We start from the raw sequence: 21,810 nt of genomic DNA on the forward strand, positions 1-21,810 counted from the left end.
ATGAAAACGGCCCGCTGCGTTACCGCAGCGGGCCGTTTTTTTTAGTGCAGTTCAGCGTCGGGCTGGTTGAGGAAGATCAACACACCAAGGATCGCCATGTAGAACTTGAAGGCCGCGTCCTGGCCGTTCCAGGTCTGGGATTGCCACATCATGAACCACTCGCCACCCACCACCATGAAGCCGAAGAACCAGACGCAGAAGCCCAGGCAGAAGCCGGCAATCGCCCAGCGTTTGCGCCGGTTGAAGTAGCTGGCGACACCGTGCCGAGCCAGCCACAGGTGCAAGGCGCCAACGACCAGCAGCACGCCGGTCAGGGCCTCGCCGGTAATGATCAGCCAGTAGCCGACATTCCACAGCAGGGGCAGGGTCAGCGCGCGGTCGGTGGCGGTGTTGCCGGGGAACACGCTGTCCATGCTCAGTACATGCTGGACAAAGGCGAAGTTGGAGCCGTAGTCGCTGATGTTGTTGTAAGCCACCAGCAAGGCGAAAGCCGCCACCGCCAGGGTCATGGTGATTTTTACGTAACGCACAATCATGTTGGGTTCCTTTGAGGGTGAGTAATGATCCTGGGGGCTGGTTGGGGGTGGATGCGTCGGTGCCAACGCGGTGGGTGAAGGCCCTGGCGTCTGCTGCCAGGGCCGATGGATCAAGCTTGTTTCAGCGCCTGGTCGAGGTCCTCGAGCAAGTCCTCGATGGCCTCGATGCCGACTGAAAGGCGGATCATCTCTGGCTTGACGCCGGCCTTGGCCTGCTCTTCTTCGTTCATTTGCCGGTGGGTGGTGGAGGCCGGATGGCAGGCCAGGGACTTGGCGTCGCCGATGTTCACCAGGCGCTTGAAGATCTGCAGCGCGTCATAGAAGCGCACGCCCGCGGCGTAGCCGCCCTTGAGGCCGAAGGAGAGGATCGCCGATGGCTTGCCCTGCATGTACTTGCGCGCCAGTTCATGGTGCGGATGATCGGCGAGGCCGGCGTAGCTGACCCAGGCCACCAGCGGGTGGTCCTTGAGGAACTGCGCCACCTTGATGGCGTTGTCAGTGTGGCGTTCCATGCGCAGGGCCAGGGTCTCCAGGCCTTGCAGCAGCAGGAAGGCGTTCATCGGCGCCAGTGCCGCACCGGTGTTGCGCAAGGGCACGGTGCGGGCCCGGGCGATAAAGGCCGCCGGGCCGAACTTCTCGGTATAGACCACGCCGTGGTAGGCCGGCTCCGGGGTATTGAGGCTGGCGAACTTCTGCGGATGATCGGCCCAGGGGAAGTTGCCGCTGTCGACGATCACCCCGCCCAGGGAGTTGCCGTGGCCGCCGACGTACTTGGTCACCGAGTGCACCACGATGTCGGCGCCGAACTGGATCGGCTTGCACAGGATCGGCGTGGCCACGGTGTTGTCCACCATCAGCGGTACGTTACGAGCGTGGGCGGCCTGGGCCAGGCCCTCGATATCGACGATGTTGCCCGCCGGGTTGCCAATGCTCTCGCAGTACACCAGCTTGGTCTTGTCGTCGATCAGCTCGGCAATGGCTTCGGCCGAATCATCCCGGGCAAAGCGTACTTCGACCCCGAAGCTCGGCAGCAGGTGGGCGAACAGGGTGTAGGTGCCGCCGTACAACTGTGGCGTGGAGACGATATTGTCCCCGGCCTGGGTCAGGGTCTGGATTGCGTAGTGGATGGCAGCACTGCCGGCGGCCACCGCCAGCCCGGCAATCCCGCCTTCCAGGGCGGCCATGCGCTGTTCCAGCACATCGTTGGTGGGGTTCATGATGCGGGTGTAGATATTGCCGGGCACATCCAGGTTGAACAGGTCGGCACCGTGCTGGGCGTTGTCGAATTCGAAGGCGACGTTCTGGTAGATGGGCACGGCCACGGCCTTGGTGGTCGGGTCCGACTTGAATCCATGGTGCAGCGCAATCGTTGCGTCTTTCATAAATCCTCGACTCAGAAATAATCCATTAATGAGCACAGCCAGGCAGGTCGTGTGCCCGCGCAGCAGTCGGTGGTCCCGTGTGTCTGAGTCGCCAGCAACCGCTTGATGTACCCCTCGCTTGGCCGCGAGCGGGCGCGTCAGTGTCCAATAGGCGTGACAGATGGGCAAGATGGCAGCGGGTTTGCGCCTGCAAATGCGATGGCGTGTCCTGACGCGGTCCCTGGCACAAGGTAAACTTGCGCTCCTGCGCAGGAGCAACCATGAACTATCGTCACGCCTTCCACGCCGGCAATCACGCCGACGTCTTCAAACACCTGACCCTGACCCGCCTCATCGCTCTGATGTCGCGCAAGGAGCAGCCGTTCGCCTACCTCGACAGCCACGCCGGCATCGGTCTGTACGACCTCAAGGGTGACCAGGCAAACCGTACCGGCGAGTACCTGGAAGGCATTGCGCGGTTGTGGGGCGACGCAGATCTGCCGGCGTTGACCGCCGACTACATGCAGGTGCTGCACAAGATGAACCCCGATGGTGAGTTGCGTTACTACCCGGGGTCGCCGGAGCTGGCGCGGCGCCTGACCCGTTCCCAGGACCGGGTGCTGCTCAACGAAAAGCACCCGGAAGATGGGCTGCTGCTCAAGGACAACATGAAGGGTGATCGTCGCGTGGCGGTGCACCTGGGGGAAGGCTGGCATGTGGCCCGGGCGTTGCTGCCGGTGGCAGAGAAACGTGCGGTGATGCTGATCGATCCGCCTTTCGAGCAGCTCGACGAGATGCAGCGCTGCGCTGCGTCGTTGAAGGAAGCCATTGGCCGCATGCGTCAGACCGTGGCGGCTATCTGGTATCCGGTGAAGGATCAGCGGGCCCTGCGGCGCTTCTATCAGGATCTGGCCGGTACCGGTGCGCCGAAGTTGCTTCGGGTGGAGTTGCTGGTGCATCCGCTGGATACGCCCAACAGCCTCAATGGCTCGGGTCTGGCGATTGCCAATCCGCCCTGGGGGCTGGAGGAGGAGCTGCGCGAGCTGCTGCCGTGGCTGTCGAAGAAGCTCGGCCAGACCCAGGGCGGCTGGCAGATGGACTGGTTGATCGCCGAGTAAGCGTTCGCTGGCAAGCCAGCTCCTACAGGAGGTTGTAGGGGCCGGCTTACCGGCAAAAAAATCAGATCGGGCAGGTCACGCCAGTGCCGCCGATCCCGCAATAGCCTTCGGGATTCTTCGCCAGGTACTGCTGGTGGTACGCCTCGGCGAAATAGACGGTCGGGGCTTCTTCGATTTCAGTGGTGATGTCGCCCAGGCCGGCCTTGGTCAGTTCCGCCTGGAACACGTCCCTGCTGTGCAGCGCCTGTTCCAGTTGGGCCGGGTTGGTGGTGTAGATCACCGAGCGGTACTGGGTGCCAATGTCATTGCCCTGGCGCATGCCCTGGGTCGGGTTGTGCAGTTCCCAGAACATCGCCAGCAGCTCCTTGTAGCTGACTTTTTCAGGCTCATACACCACCAGCACCACTTCGGTATGACCGGTCAGGCCCGAGCAGACTTCTTCGTAGGTCGGGTTCGGGGTAAAACCGCCGGCATAACCCACGCAGGTGCTGAACACGCCTTCGCGCTGCCAGAAACGCCGCTCGGCGCCCCAGAAACAACCCAGGCCGAAGATGGCGAAATCCACATTGCCCGGAAATGGGCCCAGCAGCGGGTTGCCGTTGACGTAGTGTTCTTCGGGCACGGTCATGGGAGTTTCGCGGCCGGGCAGAGCTTGTTCTTTGGTTGGAAGCACGTTTTTGTTCACCAGTATTTCCGAGCGCAAGACCATGTGTCGGTCCTCCATTCAGGTTGGGGAGTCGGTAAGAAGATAGACACGCAGTTTGCCCGAGTGTTACAGCGCTGTCAGGCAATTGGGCCGCGAGGATAGCGCTTGAGCTTGGCAATCAGTTCGGTGCCGGGAATCGGCCGGTCGAACAGGTAGCCCTGGCCGACGTCGCAGCGATGACGGCGCAGGAATGCCAGTTGCTCGGCGGTTTCGATGCCTTCGGCGACCACCTTGATCTTCAGGTTGTGGGCCATGGCGATCACTGCCGAGGTGATTTCCATGTCGTCCTGGTTGTCGGGGATCTCGTGGATGAAGCTGCGATCGATCTTGATGATATCGATGGGGAATTTCTTCAGGTAACTCAGGGACGAATAGCCGGTGCCGAAGTCGTCCATGGCCAGTGTCAGGCCAAGCTTTTTCAGCTGTTCAAGCTGTTGGTGGGTGTCGTCGGTGGCTTCCAGCAGCAAGCCTTCGGTCAATTCCAGCTCGAGCAGCGAGGAGGGCAGTTGCTCTTCCTTGAGGATACTGGCGATGGACGCGACCAGGTCCGGGTCGGAAAACTGCTTGGGCGACAGGTTGATGGCCACGTGCAGGTTGCCCATGCCGGCGGCGGTCAGTTGCTTGCTCATGCGGCAGGCCTGGCGGGCGATCCACTTGCCGATGGGGATGATCAGGCCGGTTTCTTCTGCCACGCTGATGAACTGGTCCGGGCGGATCATGCCCTTTTCCGGGTGGTTCCAGCGCAGCAGCGCTTCCATGCCCAGTAGGCGACCACTGCGCAGGCACAGCTTGGGCTGATAGAACACATCCAGTTCGTTCTGGGTCAGGGCCCGGCGCAGGTTGTTCTCGACGAACAGCTTGTAGCTGGCCTCGGCGTTGAGGGCTTCGGTGAAGACCTGCACCTGATGCTTGCCGTTGGCCTTGGCCTTGTGCAGCGCCAGGCCGGCGTTGCGCATCAGGGTCTGGGGGTCGCGGCCATGCAGTGGCGCGCTGGCCAGGCCCACGGAACCGGTGACGCTGATCAGCTGGTTGTCGACGAACATCGGCTTGTCCAGGGTCATCAGCAGTTGGCTGGCGATCTGTTGCCCGGTTTCCAGGTCGGTGTTGTCCAGCAGTACGGCGAATTCGTTACTGGCAAAGCGCGCCAGGCTGCCGCTGGGGCTCAGGCTGTTGCGCAGGCGTCGGGCCAGGCTGATCAGCAGCTTGTCGCCGGTCTGGTGGCCGAGGCTGTCGTTGATCCGCTTGAAGTTGTCGATGTCCACCAGCAGCAGGCTGATCGGGGTATCGCTGTCTCGGGCGAAGCGTTCGTCGAGGTTGCGGATGAACGCGGGGCGGTTGCCCAGGTTGGTCAGGTTGTCGGTGTAGGCCAGGCGCTCGATGCGTTGCTGGGCAAGCTTGGTCTGGGTGATGTCTTCGTAGATGCCGATGTAGTGGGTCAGCTCGCGATTGTCGCCGTAGACCTTGGAGATCGACAGCTGGCCCCAGTAAGGCTCGAGGTTCTTGCGCCGGCTCTTGAACTCGCCTTGCCAGCTGTTGCTCTTGGCCAGGCTGGAAGGGGCATCGAACAACAGCTCGCTGAGGTTTTCCAGGGCCGGCAGTTCGGACAGACGGTGGCCGTGAACCTCTTCGGTGCTGTATTGGGTGATCGCGGTAAAGCTTGGGTTGACGTACTCCACCACGCCGTCGCAGTTGACCAGCAGGAAGGCGTTGGCACTCTGTTCCACGGCGCGCTGGAACAGGTGCAGGGCGCTGGTGGCGGCGCGCCGGTTGTGATTGTTGATGACCTGGGCGAACTGGTCCGCCAGTTCGCCGGCGAAAGCGATCTCGTCGGACTGCCAGGCCCGGGTCATGCCGGTCTGTTCCAGGCACAGCACGCCGACTACCTGGCCGTCGATGCGGATACTGGCGTCGAGCATGGCATTCACATCCCGTGGGCGCAGGCTCTCGGCCATCTCCCGGGTGCGCGGGTCGCGCATGGCGTTCTGGGCGTCGATGGCGCGGCAGCTGTGCAGGGCTTCCAGGTAATCGGGAAAGCTGCTGGCGTCGATGGACTCCGGCATGCGGTATTCCTGGGGGCCGCGGTGGTAGGCGGCGATCGGCACGAGTTGCTGGTCTTCCAGGTTCCAGATGCTGGCGCAGTCGATCTGGTAGATGTCGCAGGCACTGCGGGTGATCAGCTCGGCGGCCTCCTTCAGGGAGTTGCCGGTGCTGTAGCGCTGGCGCGTCAGGAGCAGGATCAGGTCCTGCTGCGCACGTACCCGTTCCAGATGCTGCAACTGCTCCTGCTGGGCCCGCTGGTTGAGTTCCAGGGCGATCTGCAGGCGGGTGTTCTGGGTTTCCAGGTCCACGGTCGGCATTGGCGAGGCGTCGCTGAACAGGCCTTCCACCACCAGCAGGTAGCCGCGCAGCAAGTGCCGGTTGTGCTGTTTGTAGGCTTCCCCCAGCTCCAGGATGCTCAAGGGCCCCTGGCCGGTGTGCAAGGTGTAGCGGATCAGGTAATGGGGGCTGGTGCTCAGTTGCTGCTGGATGGCGTCGTGCAGCTGATAACGCGCCTCAGGCTCCATCAGGCTGGCATAGGGGGAGCCGACCAGGGCGCAGAGTTCGACGGCGGGCAGGCCGAACTGGCGTTCGCAATTGGGATCGAGAAACAGCAGTGCCCAGCTAGCTTCATTCAGCCGTTCGAAACGCAACATGCCGAGCCGCGAAGGCACAGGCAACTGCGTCACTACCTCGGCCGCCATACGGCTGGCGGCATCGGGTTGGCTTTTCATGGGGAAACTCGCTTCGAAATTGCTGATCGCGCCGGGCTCACGCCCTCTTTACTGTTGCCTGCGGCAAGGTTGCATCATGCGGCATCGACTGACAAGTAAGATGAAGGCTAAGTGCTATAAACCTGTATCGGCAGGTTGAAGGATTTCTGCAAAGTTACTTTTTCGGCCTTTCGCAGTCCCAGGTGACGGGCTATTGGCGACGTTTTTTTGGCAAAAAAAAGCCCCGCCAAATTGACGGGGTTGAGGTACGAGCGTGGCGCTCGGAAAGCGTGCGCTACCGGCCCGCCCATGAGGCAGGCCGGTACGCCGGTTACAGCAGAATGGTGCGGATGTCGGCCAGCAGGTCGCTCAGACGCTTGGTGAAGCGAGCGGCAGCCGCGCCGTTGATCACACGGTGGTCGTAGGACAGGGACAGTGGCAGCATCAGCTTCGGCTGGAAGGCCTTGCCGTCCCAGACTGGCTGGATGGTGGCCTTGGAAACACCGAGGATCGCCACTTCCGGCGCGTTGACGATCGGCGTGAAGCCGGTGCCGCCAATGTGCCCGAGGCTGGAGATGGTGAAGCAGGCGCCTTGCATCTCGTCCGCGGAGAGCTTCTTGGTCCGGGCCTTTTCCGCCAGGGAAGCTGCCTCGGCCGCCAGTTGCAGCAGGCTCTTCTGGTCGACATTCTTGATCACGGGTACCAGCAGGCCATCCGGGGTGTCCACGGCGAAGCCGATGTTCACGTACTTCTTGCGGATGATCGCTTTGCCGCTTGGTGCCAGGGAGCTGTTGAAGTCCGGCAGTTCCTTGAGCAGGTGCGCGCAGGACTTGAGCAGCAGCGGCAGGATGGTCAGCTTGACGCCGGCCTTCTCGGCCACGGCTTTCTGTGCAACACGGAACGCTTCCAGCTCGGTGATATCGGCCGAGTCGAACTGCGTCACGTGCGGCACGTTCAGCCAGCTGCGGTGCAGGTTGGCGGCGCCGGCCTGCATCAGGCGGGTCATCGGCACTTCTTCGATTTCACCGAAGCGGCTGAAGTCCACGACCGGAATCGGCGGGATGCCCGCGCCACCGGTTGCGCCGGCAGCCGGTGCTTCCTTGGCCTTCTGCATCATCGCCTTGACGTAGACCTGCACGTCTTCCTTGAGGATGCGACCGTGCGGACCGCTGGCGCTCACGGCGTTCAGCTCGACGCCGAATTCGCGGGCCAGTTGGCGCACAGCCGGGCCGGCGTGAACTTTCGCGCCTGGTTTGGCCGGTGCGGCAACTGGAGCAGCAGCGGCAGGCGCGGCGGCGGCAGGAGCAACTTCAGCTTTCGCCGGGGCAGGTGCAGCGGCAGGCGCCGGAGCGGCTGCCGGGGCTGCGCCCTTGACCTTGAGCTTGAGGATCAGGTCGCCGGTACCGACTTCGTCGTCCAGCTTGATCGACACGCTTTCCACGATGCCGGCGGCTGGCGATGGGATTTCCATGCTGGCCTTGTCGGATTCGAGGGTAATCAGCGACTGGTCGGCAACCACGCTGTCGCCAGCCTTGACCAGCACTTCGATGATCTTCGCCTTGCCGGCCGAGCCGATGTCCGGAACGTGAATGTCCTGGACGCTGTCGGCCACTGGCGCAGCTGGAGCAGCGGCTGGTGCAGGCGCGGCGGCAGCCGGAGCGGCGGCTTGGGCCGGGGCGGCAGCGGCAGGAGCCGAAGCACCGGCCACTTTCAGGGCCAGGATCAGGTCGCCAGTGCCCACTTCATCGTTGAGCTTGACGCTGATGCTCTCGACCACGCCGGCAGCCGGCGATGGGATTTCCATGCTGGCCTTGTCGGATTCGAGGGTGATCAGCGACTGATCGGCCTCGACGGTGTCGCCGACCTTGACCTGGATCTCGATGATCTGGGCCTTGCCCGACGAGCCGATATCCGGCACGTGCACCTGCTGTACCGAGGCAGCGGCAGGAGCGGCAGTTGGAGCGGCAGCAGCAGGTGCAGGGGCCGCAGCAGCGGCGCCCTCGACTTCCAGCTCCAGCAGTTCGTCGCCCTCTTTCAGGCGGTCACCCAGCTTCACTTTCAGGCTTTTGACCACACCGGACTTCGGCGCAGGGATTTCCATGCTGGCCTTGTCCGACTCCAGGGTCAGGATGCTCTGGTCGGCTTCGATGCGATCGCCGACCTTGACCATCAATTCGATTACTTCACCTTCACCGCTGCCGATGTCAGGTACGCGAATGAGTTCGCTCACAGAAAGTCTCCTCAGCAGTCCAGTGGGTTGCGTTTTTCCGGGTTGATACCGAACTTGGTGATGGCTTCAGCCACGACCTTAGGTTCGATGTCACCACGGTCAGCCAAGGCTTCCAGGGCTGCCAACACCACGAAGTGACGGTCTACTTCGAAGAAGTGACGCAGTTTCTTGCGGCTGTCGCTGCGGCCGAAACCGTCGGTACCCAGGACTTTGAATTCCTTGGACGGCACCCACTGGCGGATCTGTTCGGCAAACAGCTTCATGTAGTCAGTGGAGGCGATGACCGGACCTTTACGGCCGTTCAGGCACTCTTCGACGTAGCTCAGCTTCGGCTTCTGGCCAGGGTGCAGACGGTTGCTGCGCTCTACGGCCAGGCCATCGCGACGCAGTTCGTTGAAGCTGGTCACGCTCCAGACGTCGGCAGCGACGTTGAACTCGTCACGCAGGATCTTCGCCGCTTCGCGAACTTCACGCAGGATGGTGCCGGAGCCCATCAGCTGCACGTGGTGCGCGGCTTCGCGGGTGTCTTCTTCCAGCAGGTACATGCCCTTGATGATGCCTTCCTCGACACCGGCCGGCATGGCTGGCTGCTGGTAGGACTCGTTCATCACGGTGATGTAGTAGAAGACGTCCTGTTGCTCTTCGGTCATCTTCTTCATGCCGTCCTGGATGATCACCGCCAGCTCGTAGCCGTAGGTTGGATCAAAGGTGCGGCAGTTCGGGATGGTCCCGGCCAGCATGTGGCTGTGACCGTCCTCGTGCTGCAGGCCTTCACCGTTGAGGGTGGTACGGCCGGCGGTACCGCCGATCAGGAAGCCGCGGGTGCGGCTGTCGCCGGCAGCCCAGGCCAGGTCGCCAATGCGCTGGAAGCCGAACATCGAGTAGAAGATGTAGAACGGCAGCATCGGCTGGTTGTGGCTGGAGTACGAAGTACCGGCAGCGATGAAGGAGCTCATGGCGCCCGCTTCGTTGATGCCTTCTTCGAGGATCTGGCCCTTCTTGTCTTCGCGGTAGAACATCACCTGATCTTTATCGACTGGCTCGTAGAGCTGGCCGACGGAGGAGTAGATGCCCAACTGACGGAACATGCCTTCCATACCGAAGGTACGGGCTTCGTCCGGGATGATCGGCACGATGCGCTGGCCGATTTCCTTGTCCTTGACCAACTGCGCGAGGATCCGCACGAAGGCCATGGTGGTGGAGATTTCGCGGTCGCCGGAACCGTCGAGGATGGCCTTGAGGGTATCCAGTGGCGGAGTCGGGATGCTGAAGCTCTTGGCGCGACGCTGAGGTACGAAACCGCCCAGTGCAGCACGACGCTCGCTCAGGTAACGGGCTTCGGCGCTGCCTTCTTCAGGTTTGAAGAACGGCAGGTTCTCGATGTCGTCGTCTTTCACCGGAATGTCGAAACGATCGCGGAACAGCTTCAGGCTGTCGACGTCGACTTTCTTGGTGTTGTGCGCGGTGTTCTTCGCTTCGCCGGCGCCGGTGCCATAACCCTTGATGGTCTTGGCCAGGATGACGGTTGGCTGCTCTTTGTGGTTGACCGCTTCGTGGTAGGCCGCATAGACCTTGTACGGGTCGTGGCCGCCGCGGTTGAGTTTCCAGATCTCGTCGTCGGACAGATCGGCAACCATCGCTTTGAGTTCAGGGGTATTAAAGAAGTGCTCACGGACGAACGCGCCGTCCTTGGCCTTGTAGTTCTGGTACTCGCCGTCGATGACTTCGTCCATGCGACGTTGCAGGATACCGTCGACGTCCTTGGCCAGCAGTGGGTCCCAGAAACGGCCCCAGACCACCTTGTTGACGTTCCACTGGGCACCACGGAACACGCCTTCGAGTTCCTGGATGATCTTGCCGTTGCCGCGAACCGGGCCGTCGAGGCGCTGCAGGTTGCAGTTGATGACGAAGATCAGGTTGTCCAGCTTCTCGCGGCCGGCCAGGGAGATCGCGCCCAGGGATTCCGGCTCGTCGCACTCGCCGTCGCCCATGAAGCACCAGACTTTCTGCTTGCCGGCCGGGATGAAACCGCGGGCTTCCAGGTACTTCATGAAGCGTGCCTGGTAGATCGCCTGGATCGGGCCCAGGCCCATGGAAACAGTCGGGAACTGCCAGAAGTCAGGCATCAGCCACGGGTGCGGATAGGACGACAGACCGTTGCCATCCACTTCCTGGCGGAAGTTGTTCATCTGGTCTTCGGTGATGCGGCCTTCCATGAACGCACGGGCGTAGACGCCTGGCGATGCGTGACCCTGGAAGTAGATCAGGTCGCCGCCGTGTTCGTCGGTCGGGGCCTGGAAGAAGTAGTTGAAGCCGATGTCATACAAAGTGGCGCTGGAGGCGAAGCTGGAGATGTGACCGCCCAGGTCAGAATCTTTCAGGTTCGTACGCATGACCATGGCCAACGCGTTCCAACGTACCAGCGAGCGAATGCGGCGTTCCATGAACAGGTCGCCAGGCATGCGTGCTTCGTGGGTGACGGGAATCGTGTTGCGGTACGGCGTGGTGATGGCGTAGGGCAGTTGCGAGCCGCTGCGGGTCGCGAGTTCGCCCATACGGGTCATCAGATAGTGAGCACGGTCTTCGCCTTCTTTGTCGAGAACCGATTCCAGGGCGTCCAGCCATTCCTGGGTTTCGACGGGATCGAGGTCTTGCATGGCTTGCTCCAGGGCGGAAAGGCTTCCAGAATCGGTTGCCTGAGTTTGCGACTGGCCTTGTGGGCAGACGATTATAAATTCTTGGATTGCCGGAGGTTGATCCGGCGGCGTGTAGTTTTACTACAAATCGTCGGCCATTTCAGCCTTTCGAATGTATATACGAGTAGTAAAACTACAGAAGAGCGGCTTATGGCCTCCTGCTGCGTTGTGAGAATAATCGTTACTGTTGGTCGGTGACTAACGGGAATAGGTAATAAATTAATGCCGCCTGCTAAAAAAAACCTATTTTCAGCTATTTCTAACTTTTGTTCGACAGTCCATCAGGCTGCCTGCCCTCGATATCCCTCTCCGCCTGCCTTTTCCACGCCGATCAAGGATAGCCCATGAGTCTGCCCGCGCTTGCCCCAGTCCCCGCGATTCTCCTGCCATTGGTCAGCCGTGCAGAGCAGTCGTTCCGCGCTGCGGTGGCGGCCCTTGAAGGCGGCCCCGATGTCGCGGATTGGAGCGCCGAGCGCTGGGCCGAGTTTGCTCGGGTCAGCGCCGCCAGCGACTTTGTTATTGAACAGAGCCTGCGTGACCCTTTGATGTTGCTGGAGCTGGTGCGCTCCGGTGAGCTGGACCGGGCTTTTGCTGCGGGTGAGTTGTGCGCGCAGATAGCAGTGGCGGTGCAAACGGCCGAGACCGACGATCAACTGGGGCGCGTACTGCGTCGCCAGCGCACTCGCCAGCAGGTGCGGATTATCTGGCGCGACCTGACCCGGCGGGCGGATCTGGTGCAAACCTGCCGTGACCTTTCCGACCTGGCCGACGCTTGTATCGATCAGGCCTATCAATGGCTCTACCTGCGGCACAGCCAGCAGTTCGGCGTGCCCACTGGTGGCCGCAGCGGCGAGCCCCAGCAGATGGTCATTCTCGGGATGGGCAAGCTGGGAGCGGTGGAGCTCAACCTGTCGTCGGACATTGACCTGATCTTCGCCTATCCCGAAGGCGGCGAGACGGTGGGCGTCAAGCGCCCCCTGGACAATCAGGAATTCTTCATCCGTCTGGGCCAGCGTCTGATCAAGGCTCTGGACCCCATGACCGTCGACGGTTTCGTGTTCCGGGTCGACATGCGCTTGCGGCCTTACGGGTCCGCCGGTGCCCTGGTGCTGAGTTTCAATGCCCTGGAACAGTACTACCAGGACCAGGGGCGCGACTGGGAGCGCTACGCCATGATCAAGGCCCGGGTGGTGGCGGGGGATCAGGTGGCCGGGGCGCAATTGCTGGATATGCTGCGGCCCTTCGTTTATCGCCGATACCTGGACTTTTCCGCCATCGAAGCGCTGCGCACCATGAAGCAACTGATCCAGCAGGAAGTCCGGCGCAAGGGCATGGCCGATAATATCAAGCTGGGCTCGGGGGGCATTCGCGAGGTGGAGTTCATCGCCCAGGCCTTTCAGTTGATTCACGGCGGTCGCGACCTGAGCCTGCAGCAGCGTCCTTTATTAAAGGTACTGGGTACCCTGGAGGGGCAGGGCTATTTGCCGGCGGCGGTGATCAGTGAGTTGCGTGAAGGTTACGAATTCCTGCGCTACACCGAGCATGCGATCCAGGCCATCGCCGACCGGCAGACCCAGATGCTGCCGGACAATCCCCAGGACCAGGCGCGGATCGCTTTTATGCTCGGCTTTGCCGACTGGAGCGCCTTCCATGAGCAATTGATGTACTGGCGCGGGCGGGTGGAGTGGCACTTCCGCCAGGTGATTGCCGATCCCGATGAAGACGAAGGCGCTGAAAGCGAAGTGGTGGTGGGAGGTGAGTGGTTGCCGTTGTGGGAGGAAGCCCAGGACGAGGAGGCCGCCTGCCGACAGCTGCAGGAGGGCGGCTTTGTCGATGCGCCCAAGGCCCTGCGGGCTCTCGCCAGCTTGCGCGGCAGTCCGCAGTTGCGGGCCATGCAGCGCCTGGGGCGTGAGCGTCTGGACGCCTTTATTCCGCGGCTGCTGGCCCAGGCTGTCGAACATGCCAATCCGGACCTGGTCCTGGAGCGGGTCTTGCCGCTGGTTGAGGCGGTGGCGCGGCGTTCGGCCTATCTGGTATTGCTCACCGAAAACCCGGGCGCCTTGCGCCGCTTGCTGACCCTGTGCGCGGCCAGTCCGTGGATTGCCGAGCAGATCACCCGTTTCCCTCTGCTGCTTGACGAGTTGCTCAACGAGGGGCGCCTGTTCAAGCCGCCCCTGGCGCCGGAACTGGCAGCCGAACTGCGCGAGCGCCTGACGCGAATTCCCGAGGACGACCTGGAGCAGCAGATGGAGGCCCTGCGCCACTTCAAGCTGGCTCACCGTTTGCGGGTGGCCGCCTCGGAAATCGCCGGTAGCCTGCCTTTAATGAAGGTCAGTGATTACCTGACCTGGCTCGCCGAGGCGATTCTGGAGCAGGTGCTGGCCCTGGCCTGGCGCCAGACCGTAGCCAAGTACGGCGCGCCACAGCGCAGCGACGGCACCTTGTGTGATCCGGGCTTCATCATCGTCGGTTACGGCAAGGTCGGTGGCATCGAGCTGGGCCACGGTTCCGACCTGGATCTGGTGTTCATCCATGATGGTGATCCCCAAGCGGAAACCGATGGGCCCAAACCCATAGATGGGGCGCAGTTCTTCACCCGGCTGGGGCAGCGCATCATCCATCTGCTGACCACTCAGACCAACTCCGGCCAGCTGTACGAAGTGGATATGCGCCTGCGGCCGTCCGGCGCTTCGGGTCTGCTGGTGAGTTCCTTGGGCGCTTTTGCCCGTTATCAGGAGAACGAGGCCTGGACCTGGGAGCATCAGGCGCTGGTACGGGCGCGGGTGCTGGTGGGCAGCCAGGATGTCGGCCAGGCCTTTGAAAAGGTCCGGGCCGTGGTGCTGGGCAAAAAACGCGACCTGCCCAAGCTGCGTCAGGAAGTCAGCGAGATGCGGGCCAAGATGCGCGACAACCTGGGCAGTCGCCTGACTGCCGCCGGAACCGCGGCCAACGCCTTCGAAGCCACGGCGCCGTTCGACCTCAAGCAGGACGCCGGAGGTATCGTCGATATCGAATTTATGGTGCAATACGCGGCCCTGGCGTGGTCCGAAGAGCACCCGTCATTGCTGCGTTACACCGATAACATCCGCATTCTGGAAGGTCTGGAGCAGGTCGGGCTGCTGCCGGCGAGCGATGCCAGCCTGCTGCGCGAGGTCTACAAGGCCTACCGTTCCGCGGCACACCGTCAGGCGTTGCAGAATGAGGCTGGAATCATTAACGGTGATCAATTCGTGACCGAACGACGGGAAGTGTTACGAATTTGGCGCGAGCTGGGGCTAAGCTAAACGGCATAATGCGGCCGCAATTGTATTCGGCGGGCTGCGAGGCTCGCCCCAACTGAACCGACGGTGAAGGCCGCGGTGCTGGATTCTCGAGGCGGGGAGGCGTATGCCTCCCCGGCTCGTTTATGGAAACCACATGAATATTCTGATCGTTGGGCCCAGTTGGGTCGGTGACATGGTGATGGCGCAGACACTCTTCGAGTGCCTGAAACAGCGTCATCCACAATGCGAGATCGACGTGCTGGCCCCCGAGTGGAGCCGGCCGATCCTGGAGCGCATGCCCCAGGTGCGTCGGGCCTTGAGCTTTCCTCTTGGTCACGGTGCCCTGGAACTGGCGACCCGTAGGAGTATCGGCAAGTCCCTGGCCGGTCAGTACGATCAGGCCATTCTGTTGCCCAACTCGCTGAAGTCAGCCCTGGTACCGTTCTTTGCCGGTATCCCCAAACGCACCGGTTGGCGTGGCGAGTTCCGCTACGGCCTGCTCAACGATGTGCGCAAGCTCGACAAAGAGCGCTACCCGTTGATGATCGAGCGTTTCATGGCCCTGGCCTATGAGCCGGGCGCCGAATTGCCTCAGCCCTATCCACGCCCGAGCCTGCAGATCGATCCGCAAAGCCGCGAGGCGGCCCTGGCCAAGTTTGGCCTGAGCCTGGATCGCCCGGTGCTGGCGTTGTGCCCCGGAGCGGAGTTCGGTGAGGCCAAGCGTTGGCCGTCCGAGCATTACGCCCAGGTGGCCGAGGCCAAGATCCGCGAGGGCTGGCAAGTTTGGCTGTTCGGTTCGAAGAACGATCACGCGGTGGGTGAAGAAATCCGCGGACGGCTGATTCCCGGGTTGCGCGAGGAGTCGACCAATCTCAGCGGCGAAACCTCCCTGGCCGAGGCCATCGACCTGCTGTCCTGTGCCGATTCGGTGGTGTCCAACGACTCCGGGCTGATGCACGTGGCGGCCGCGTTGAATCGCCCGCTGGTGGCGGTGTATGGCTCCACCTCCCCGGGCTTCACTCCGCCCCTGGCGGATCAGGTCGAAGTGGTGCGCCTGGGGATCGAGTGCAGTCCGTGTTTCGATCGCACTTGTCGTTTCGGTCATTACAACTGCCTGCGCCAACTTCTGCCGCAGCCGGTGAACGAAGCCCTGCAGCGGTTGCAGGGCACTGTGGTCGAGGTCCAGTAAGTTGCGGGTACTGTTGATCAAGACCTCCTCCCTGGGTGATGTGATTCATGCATTGCCGGCCCTTACCGATGCCGCGCGAGCGATCCCGGGGATCAAGTTCGACTGGGTGGTGGAAGAAGGCTTCGCTGAGATTCCCTCCTGGCATCCGGCGGTAGGCAAGGTGATTCCGGTGGCGATCCGTCGCTGGCGCAAGAACCTCTGGCAGACCATCAAGAGCGGCGAGTGGCGGCGTTTCAAACAGAGCGTGCGCTCGACCAAGTACGACTTGGTGATCGATGCCCAGGGCTTGTTGAAAAGCGCCTGGCTGACCCGCTACGTGCGCGCCCCGGTGGCGGGGCTGGACAAGCACTCTGCCCGTGAACCCCTGGCTTCGCGTTTCTACTCGCGGCGCCTGGCGGTAGCCCGTGGGCAGCATGCGGTGGAGCGGGTGCGCCAACTGTTCGCCGTGGCCCTGGGCTACGACTTGCCCCAGGGGCTGGGTGACTATGGCCTGAATGTCGAAAAGCTGGTGGAGTTGCCGCGCAAGAAGCCTTTTGTGCTGTTTCTCCATGGCACCACCTGGGACACCAAGCATTGGCCTGAGGCCTATTGGCGCGAACTGACCGAGCGCATGGGCATGCTCGGGGTCGAGGTCAAGCTGCCCTGGGGCAATGCTGCCGAGAAGGCCCGGGCGGAGCGTATCGCCAATGGCCTGAAAAACGCCACGGTACTGCCCAAGCTGAACCTGGCCGGAGTCGCCAAGGTGCTGGCTGACGCCCAGGCCTGCGTGGCCGTGGACACCGGTCTCGGGCACCTTGCCGCCGCTCTGGATGTTCCGACCATTTCGCTGTTCGGCCCCACCAACCCGGGCCTGACCGGCGCCTATGGCAAGGTGCAGATTCACCTGGGGAGCAACTTCCCCTGTGCGCCGTGCCTGCAGAAGAAATGCACCTACCAGCCCACCGCTGTGGATCAGCAGCGCTATGACATCAAACGCGAGTGGCCACTGTGCTTCACTCGCCTGAACCCCGAGCGTGTCGCCAGCCGACTGAGCACCTTGTTACTGGCTGAGGAGCCGCGCTGATGCAATTGGCTTTTGTCCTTTATAAGTATTTCCCCTTCGGCGGCCTGCAGCGCGACTTCGTGCGCATAGCCCTGGAGTGCCAGCGCCGCGGGCACCAGATCCGCGTCTACACCCTGATCTGGGAAGGCGACGTGCCTCCCGGCTTCGAAGTGCTGGTAGCGCCGGTCAAGGCGCTGTTCAACCATCGTCGCAACGAAAAACTCAGCGCCTGGATGGAGGCCGACCTGGCCAAGCGTCCGGTGGACCGGCTGATCGGCTTCAACAAGATGCCGGGGCTGGACGTGTACTACGCCGCCGACGGCTGCTTCGAGGACAAGGCGCAGAACCTGCGGCACTCCCTGTACCGTCGCTGGGGTCGCTACCGGCATTTCGCCGAGTACGAGCGGGCGGTGTTCGCCAAGGACGCCAAGACCGAGATCCTGATGATCTCCGAGGTCCAGCAGCCGCTGTTCATCAAGCATTACGACACCCCGCTGGAGCGCTTCCACCTGCTGCCGCCGGGCATTGCCCAGGACCGCCGGGCACCTGCCAACGCCGCCGAGATCCGCGCCGAGTTCCGTCGTGAGTTCGCCTTGAAGGATGACCAGCTGCTGTTGGTGCAGATCGGCTCCGGGTTCAAGACCAAGGGTGTGGATCGCAGCCTCAAGGCGTTGGCAGCGTTGCCCTCGGCGCTGAAAAAACGCACCCGGCTGTTTGTAATCGGCCAGGACGACCCCAAGGTATTCCAGGTACAAAGTGCTGCATTGGGGCTGAGCGACCAGGTGCAGTTCATGAAGGGGCGCAGTGATATCCCGCGTTTCCTGCTGGGGGCCGACCTGCTGATTCATCCGGCCTACAACGAAAATACCGGCACCGTACTGCTTGAAGCCCTGGTGGCTGGCTTGCCGGTGCTGGTGAGCGCGGTCTGCGGTTACGCCCATTACATCGCCGAGGCCGAAAGCGGCCTGGTGCTGGATGAGCCGTTCGAGCAGGCGCAGCTCAATCAATACCTCACCACCCTGTTGACCGACGACGCTGCACGCGCGACCTGGAGCCGTAATGGCCTGGCGTTCGCCGAGACGGCCGACCTTTACAGCATGCCGCAGCACGCTGCGGATGTGATTCTGGCGGAGCAACACCGATGAAGTTGATGCTTGCCGAACCCTTCAAGACCCTCTGGGCAGGACGTGATGCGTTCGCCGAAGTCGAGGGGCTCAAGGGCCAGGTCTACCGTGAGCTGGAAGCGCGCCGTACCTTGCGTACGGAAGTCGAGGGTCGCGGTTATTTCGTGAAGATCCATCGTGGCATTGGCTGGGGCGAGATCGTCAAGAACCTGATCACCGCCAAGCTGCCGGTGCTGGGTGCCGGCCAGGAATGGCGGGCGCTGGAGCGTCTGCATCAGGTTGGCGTGCCGACCATGACGGCCGTGGCCTACGGCGAGCGCGGCAGCAACCCGGCGGACCAGCACTCGTTCATCGTTACCGAGGAGCTGGCGCCCACCGTCAGCCTTGAAGACTTCAGTATCGACTGGGTCAAGCAGCCGCCCGCGCCTGCTCTGAAGCGGGCGCTGATCGCCGAAGTGGCGCGCATGACCGGCACGATGCATCGTGCCGGGGTCAATCACCGCGACTGCTACATCTGCCATTTCCTGCTGCACACCGACCGTCCCATCACGCCCGCTGAACTGAAACTTTCGGTGATCGACCTGCATCGTGCCCAGACCCGGGCGAAGATCACCCTGCGCTGGCGCAACAAGGACTTGGCAGCCCTGTATTTCTCCGCCCTGGATATCGGCCTGACGCGCCGCGACAAGTTGCGCTTCCTCAAGGGCTATTTCCAGCAGCCGCTGCGGCAGATCCTCGCCGAAGAAGCGGCGCTGCTGTCCTGGCTCGAAGGCAAGGCGGAAAAACTCTATGCACGCAAGCAGCGGTACGGAGACGCACTCTGATGGCGAGTTGGAACCTGGACCCCGCCTATCACGAGTTGGCGCAAGACTTCGGCAGTCTGGAAGCGGTATTTTCCCTGCAGGGCGAGCATCTGACCCGGGACCCTCTGTCTGAGGTCATTCGGGTCAAGCGTGCCGGCGTCAATTACTACGTCAAGCGCTATACCGGTGCCGGCAAGAACCTGCGGCGCTACCTGGGCAAGCCCCGGGTCAAGTTCGAATGGCAGAACCTCAAGCGCTTCGCCAAGTGGAGCATTCCCACTGCCGATGTGGTGGCCTGGGGTCTGGAGCGTCGTGGCCTGGCCTATGCCAGGGGGGCGATGATCACACGCGAGCTGCCGCGCACCGAGGACCTGTCGGTGCTGGCCGACCGCAACGATCCGCGGCTCAAGGATCGGCGCTGGGTCGACGGGGTGAGTCGTCAGTTGGCGGCCTATACCCGGGTCATGCATGACCACCGCTTTACCCACAACGATTTGAAGTGGCGCAACCTGCTGATCGACGATCAGGATCGGTTGTACCTGATCGACTGTCCGAACGGCGATTTCTGGCGTGGATTCTGGCTCAAGTACCGGATCACCAAGGACCTGGCCTGCCTGGACAAGGTGGCCAAATATCATCTGTCGGCCACTCAGCGCCTGCGTTTCTATCTGCAGTATCGCCAGCGCGATCGCCTGAGTGCCGCCGACAAGGAGCGTATTCGCCACGTGGTGAGATTTTTCGAGGGGCGCGAATGACTGATTTTCTGGCGTCCGAGGAGCGTGCGCTACTGGAGCGTAACGGTCTCGGCACTTTTGACCAGTTGTGGACCACGCAATTGGATGCGGTGGATGAGCCCAATACCAGTCGCGGCGGCAGCAGCAGTGTCTTTCGCCTGGATGTGGAAGGGCAGGGGTTCTATCTCAAGCGACAGACCAACTACCTGACCCGGACCCTGCATCGGCCTTTCGGCGAACCGAGTTTCGCCCGGGAGTTTCGCAACATCCGGCGTTATCAGCAGTTGGGCATTCCTGCGTTGCAGGCGGTGTTCTTTGGCATGCGCAAGGTCAATGGCGAGTCCCGGGCCATACTCCTGACCCGGGCCCTGGATGGTTGGGACGACCTGGATGCGCTGCTGTTGCGTTGGGATGAACTCAGTGACCTTCAGCACCAGGCGGTGCTCAAGGCTTGTGGGCAACTGGCCCGGCAACTGCACAGTCTGCGTCAGGTGCATGGCTGCTTCTATCCCAAGCATATTTTCCTGCAAGGCCATGGCGAGGGGTATCAGGCGCAGTTGATCGACCTGGAGAAAACCCGGCCCTTGCTGTTCGGTCAGCGCGACCGGGTCAAGGACCTGGAACCTTTGCTGCGCCGGGCTTCGGTGTGGAGTGCCGACGAAGTGCGCTGCCTGTTGGCGGCCTATCTGGATCAACCCCCGGACAGCTCCCTGGTGGGCGCCTGGGCCGATCGCCTCAGTGCTCGCAGCAGTCACAAGGAATCTCGCTGATGCGTTTGTCCGAGCTGAAAAACAGCGGGCGCAGCCCGGCCCTGCCCCTGAGTCTGGAGCTGGCGGACGCCGCCGGCCCGGCACAGTTGCAGTTGCTGACCCTGCTGCGAGTGCTGCCGGGGCAGCGCTATGTTGGCGCCGGGGTCTGGCGTGGGCGTCCGGTGCTGGCCAAGTTGCTGGTGGGGCCCAAGGCTGCGCGGCATTTTCAGCGGGAATTGCAGGGCGTACGCCTGCTGGCGGAGCAGGGGCTGACTACGCCGCTGCTGCTGGCGGACGGCTTGCAGGAAGGCGAGGGCGGCTGGTTGCTCTTCGAGTTCCTGGAAGGGGCACAGAGCCTTGGCGATGCCTGGAAACAGGTGGAAAAGCTGCCGGTGCTGGCCGATGAGCAGGCTGCCGTGCTGGCTGAGGCGCTTGGGGCGATCGCCCTGCTGCACGCCAAGGGCCTGTGGCAGGAAGACCTGCACCTGGACAACCTGCTGCGTCATGGCGGCAAGCTGCACCTGATCGATGGCGCGGGGATCTGTGTCGAAGAGGCTGGCAAACCCCTGTCCCGGCAAAAGGTCCTGGAAAACCTGGGAGTGTTCTTCGCCCAGCTACCCAAGAGCCTGGAGCCCTTCACTGAAGAGTTGCTGGTGCATTACCTGCTGAGCAATGCCGAGCATGCCTTGCCCCTGGAAGCTTTGGAAAAGCAGGTGAGCAAGGTACGTGGATGGCGCCTGCGGGACTTTCTCAACAAGGTTGGCCGTGAGTGCACGCTGTTCAGCGTGCAGCGCGGACCTTTCGCCTTGCGGGCGATCCGTCGCGAGGAAGAGGCGGCGATGCTGCCTGTGCTGGAGCAGGCCGATGCCCTGCTGGAGCAGGGGCATCTGTACAAGACCGGTGGCGCCGCCAGCGTTGGTCGGGTCGAGGTCGCGGGGCGGACCCTGGTGGTCAAACGCTACAACATCAAGGGCTTGGCGCATTGGCTCAAGCGTTTCTGGCGCCCGAGCCGGGCTTGGCACTCCTGGCGTGAAGGCAATCGCCTGGAATTCCTGGGGATTGCCACGCCCAGGCCCCTGGCGGTGCTGGAGCAGCGTTTTCTGTGGTTGCGCCGTCGGGCCTATCTGGTGACCGAGTACCTGCCGGGGCCGGACATCATCGAGCGTTTTGCGCCGTTCGTGGGCAGCGGCGAGGCGCCTGAGTCGGAGTTGCTGGCGCTGGATCAGCTGTTTGCCCAGTTGATCAAGGAGCGCATCAGTCACGGCGACTTCAAGGGCCACAATCTGTTCTGGCAGGAAGATCGCTGGGCCCTGATCGATCTCGATTCCATGTGTCAGCACTCCAGTCTGAGCAGTTTTGCTCCGGCTTTTGCCCGAGACCGCGCACGTTTCATGCGCAACTGGCCCGAAAGCAGCAATTTGTATCAAGTGATTGATCAGCGGCTGCCCAAAACGGTCCATAGCGCCGAGGCCTGATCTGCGACCTATAGCCGCTGCTGCTGGCAGCGGC

General features: G+C 62.4%; 15 protein-coding genes. 9 read left to right on the forward strand and 6 right to left on the reverse strand.

Translation table 11 applies throughout. From position 1 onward, the window contains the following. Window positions 1-41: 41 nt before the first annotated feature. Window positions 42-536 carry a DUF2165 domain-containing protein gene (locus tag P7C00_RS03030; protein WP_346634507.1) on the reverse strand — a complete coding sequence of 165 codons (495 nt, stop codon included), beginning with the start codon at window positions 534-536 and terminating at the stop codon, window positions 42-44. Between the two features lie 110 nt (window positions 537-646). After that, window positions 647-1,918 carry an aminotransferase class V-fold PLP-dependent enzyme gene (locus tag P7C00_RS03035; RefSeq protein ID WP_346634508.1) on the reverse strand — a complete coding sequence of 424 codons (1,272 nt, stop codon included), beginning with the start codon at window positions 1,916-1,918 and terminating at the stop codon, window positions 647-649. A 260-nt stretch (window positions 1,919-2,178) separates the two neighbouring features. Between P7C00_RS03035 and P7C00_RS03040 the strand changes: the two genes are divergently transcribed. Beyond that, complete coding sequence (locus tag P7C00_RS03040) at window positions 2,179-3,015, forward strand: 23S rRNA (adenine(2030)-N(6))-methyltransferase RlmJ (protein ID WP_346634509.1); 837 nt, start codon at window positions 2,179-2,181, stop codon at window positions 3,013-3,015. A 61-nt stretch (window positions 3,016-3,076) separates the two neighbouring features. Here the strand turns inward: P7C00_RS03040 and msrA are convergent, their stop codons facing one another. The 4 genes from msrA to aceE all read right to left on the reverse strand — a co-directional run bounded on the left by msrA (window position 3,077) and on the right by aceE (window position 11,358). Then, window positions 3,077-3,724 (reverse strand): peptide-methionine (S)-S-oxide reductase MsrA, encoded by a 648-nt coding sequence (msrA, locus tag P7C00_RS03045; RefSeq protein ID WP_404938111.1) that lies wholly within the window; start codon window positions 3,722-3,724, stop codon window positions 3,077-3,079. Between the two features lie 74 nt (window positions 3,725-3,798). Continuing rightward, window positions 3,799-6,492: an EAL domain-containing protein gene (locus P7C00_RS03050; protein ID WP_346634511.1), complete on the reverse strand. Its 2,694-nt coding sequence runs from the start codon at window positions 6,490-6,492 to the stop codon at window positions 3,799-3,801. A 310-nt stretch (window positions 6,493-6,802) separates the two neighbouring features. After that, complete coding sequence (gene aceF, locus P7C00_RS03055) at window positions 6,803-8,701, reverse strand: dihydrolipoyllysine-residue acetyltransferase (RefSeq protein WP_404938112.1); 1,899 nt, start codon at window positions 8,699-8,701, stop codon at window positions 6,803-6,805. A gap of 11 nt (window positions 8,702-8,712) precedes the next feature. Further along, window positions 8,713-11,358 (reverse strand): pyruvate dehydrogenase (acetyl-transferring), homodimeric type, encoded by a 2,646-nt coding sequence (gene aceE / locus P7C00_RS03060; protein WP_123473066.1) that lies wholly within the window; start codon window positions 11,356-11,358, stop codon window positions 8,713-8,715. A 383-nt stretch (window positions 11,359-11,741) separates the two neighbouring features. Between aceE and glnE the strand changes: the two genes are divergently transcribed. The 8 genes from glnE (at window position 11,742) to P7C00_RS03100 (ending at window position 21,776) form a co-directional block, all read left to right on the forward strand. After that, a complete protein-coding gene (gene glnE, locus P7C00_RS03065) occupies window positions 11,742-14,681 on the forward strand; it encodes a bifunctional [glutamate--ammonia ligase]-adenylyl-L-tyrosine phosphorylase/[glutamate--ammonia-ligase] adenylyltransferase (RefSeq protein WP_346634513.1) in 2,940 nt (979 codons plus the stop codon). A 133-nt stretch (window positions 14,682-14,814) separates the two neighbouring features. Then, window positions 14,815-15,849 carry a lipopolysaccharide heptosyltransferase II gene (gene waaF / locus P7C00_RS03070; RefSeq protein WP_404938113.1) on the forward strand — a complete coding sequence of 345 codons (1,035 nt, stop codon included), beginning with the start codon at window positions 14,815-14,817 and terminating at the stop codon, window positions 15,847-15,849. Between the two features lies 1 nt (window position 15,850). Then, a complete protein-coding gene (gene waaC, locus P7C00_RS03075; protein WP_346634515.1) occupies window positions 15,851-16,912 on the forward strand; it encodes a lipopolysaccharide heptosyltransferase I in 1,062 nt (353 codons plus the stop codon). Then, window positions 16,912-18,036: a glycosyltransferase family 4 protein gene (locus P7C00_RS03080; RefSeq protein WP_404938114.1), complete on the forward strand. Its 1,125-nt coding sequence runs from the start codon at window positions 16,912-16,914 to the stop codon at window positions 18,034-18,036. Before waaC ends, P7C00_RS03080 begins: the two co-directional genes overlap by 1 nt. Continuing rightward, window positions 18,033-18,839, forward strand: coding sequence for a lipopolysaccharide core heptose(I) kinase RfaP (gene rfaP / locus P7C00_RS03085; RefSeq protein WP_404938115.1), 807 nt, complete (start codon window positions 18,033-18,035; stop codon window positions 18,837-18,839). The genes P7C00_RS03080 and rfaP overlap by 4 nt, the downstream gene beginning before the upstream one ends. Beyond that, a complete protein-coding gene (locus P7C00_RS03090) occupies window positions 18,839-19,573 on the forward strand; it encodes a lipopolysaccharide kinase InaA family protein (RefSeq protein ID WP_404938116.1) in 735 nt (244 codons plus the stop codon). The genes rfaP and P7C00_RS03090 overlap by 1 nt, the downstream gene beginning before the upstream one ends. Next, the gene (locus P7C00_RS03095) at window positions 19,570-20,322 is read left to right on the forward strand and encodes a lipopolysaccharide kinase InaA family protein (protein ID WP_346634519.1); all 753 of its coding nucleotides are present in this window, start codon (window positions 19,570-19,572) and stop codon (window positions 20,320-20,322) included. Before P7C00_RS03090 ends, P7C00_RS03095 begins: the two co-directional genes overlap by 4 nt. Further along, a complete protein-coding gene (locus P7C00_RS03100; RefSeq protein ID WP_346634520.1) occupies window positions 20,322-21,776 on the forward strand; it encodes a lipopolysaccharide kinase InaA family protein in 1,455 nt (484 codons plus the stop codon). Before P7C00_RS03095 ends, P7C00_RS03100 begins: the two co-directional genes overlap by 1 nt. The last annotated feature ends 34 nt before the right edge of the window (window positions 21,777-21,810 follow it).

This window comes from Pseudomonas sp. JDS08PS003, assembly GCF_045013505.1.
Lineage (GTDB): Bacteria > Pseudomonadota > Gammaproteobacteria > Pseudomonadales > Pseudomonadaceae > Aquipseudomonas > Aquipseudomonas protegens_B.

Coding starts and splice junctions, on each gene's coding strand:
- P7C00_RS03050 (WP_346634511.1), bottom strand. CDS start 6,492: ATGAAAAGCCAACCCGATGCCGCCAGCCGTATGGCGGCCGAGGTAGTG.
- glnE (WP_346634513.1), top strand. CDS start 11,742: ATGAGTCTGCCCGCGCTTGCCCCAGTCCCCGCGATTCTCCTGCCATTG.
- P7C00_RS03095 (WP_346634519.1), top strand. CDS start 19,570: ATGACTGATTTTCTGGCGTCCGAGGAGCGTGCGCTACTGGAGCGTAAC.
- rfaP (WP_404938115.1), top strand. CDS start 18,033: ATGAAGTTGATGCTTGCCGAACCCTTCAAGACCCTCTGGGCAGGACGT.
- P7C00_RS03035 (WP_346634508.1), bottom strand. CDS start 1,918: ATGAAAGACGCAACGATTGCGCTGCACCATGGATTCAAGTCGGACCCG.
- aceE (WP_123473066.1), bottom strand. CDS start 11,358: ATGCAAGACCTCGATCCCGTCGAAACCCAGGAATGGCTGGACGCCCTG.
- P7C00_RS03030 (WP_346634507.1), bottom strand. CDS start 536: ATGATTGTGCGTTACGTAAAAATCACCATGACCCTGGCGGTGGCGGCT.
- msrA (WP_404938111.1), bottom strand. CDS start 3,724: ATGGTCTTGCGCTCGGAAATACTGGTGAACAAAAACGTGCTTCCAACC.
- P7C00_RS03040 (WP_346634509.1), top strand. CDS start 2,179: ATGAACTATCGTCACGCCTTCCACGCCGGCAATCACGCCGACGTCTTC.
- P7C00_RS03080 (WP_404938114.1), top strand. CDS start 16,912: ATGCAATTGGCTTTTGTCCTTTATAAGTATTTCCCCTTCGGCGGCCTG.
- P7C00_RS03090 (WP_404938116.1), top strand. CDS start 18,839: ATGGCGAGTTGGAACCTGGACCCCGCCTATCACGAGTTGGCGCAAGAC.
- P7C00_RS03100 (WP_346634520.1), top strand. CDS start 20,322: ATGCGTTTGTCCGAGCTGAAAAACAGCGGGCGCAGCCCGGCCCTGCCC.
- waaF (WP_404938113.1), top strand. CDS start 14,815: ATGAATATTCTGATCGTTGGGCCCAGTTGGGTCGGTGACATGGTGATG.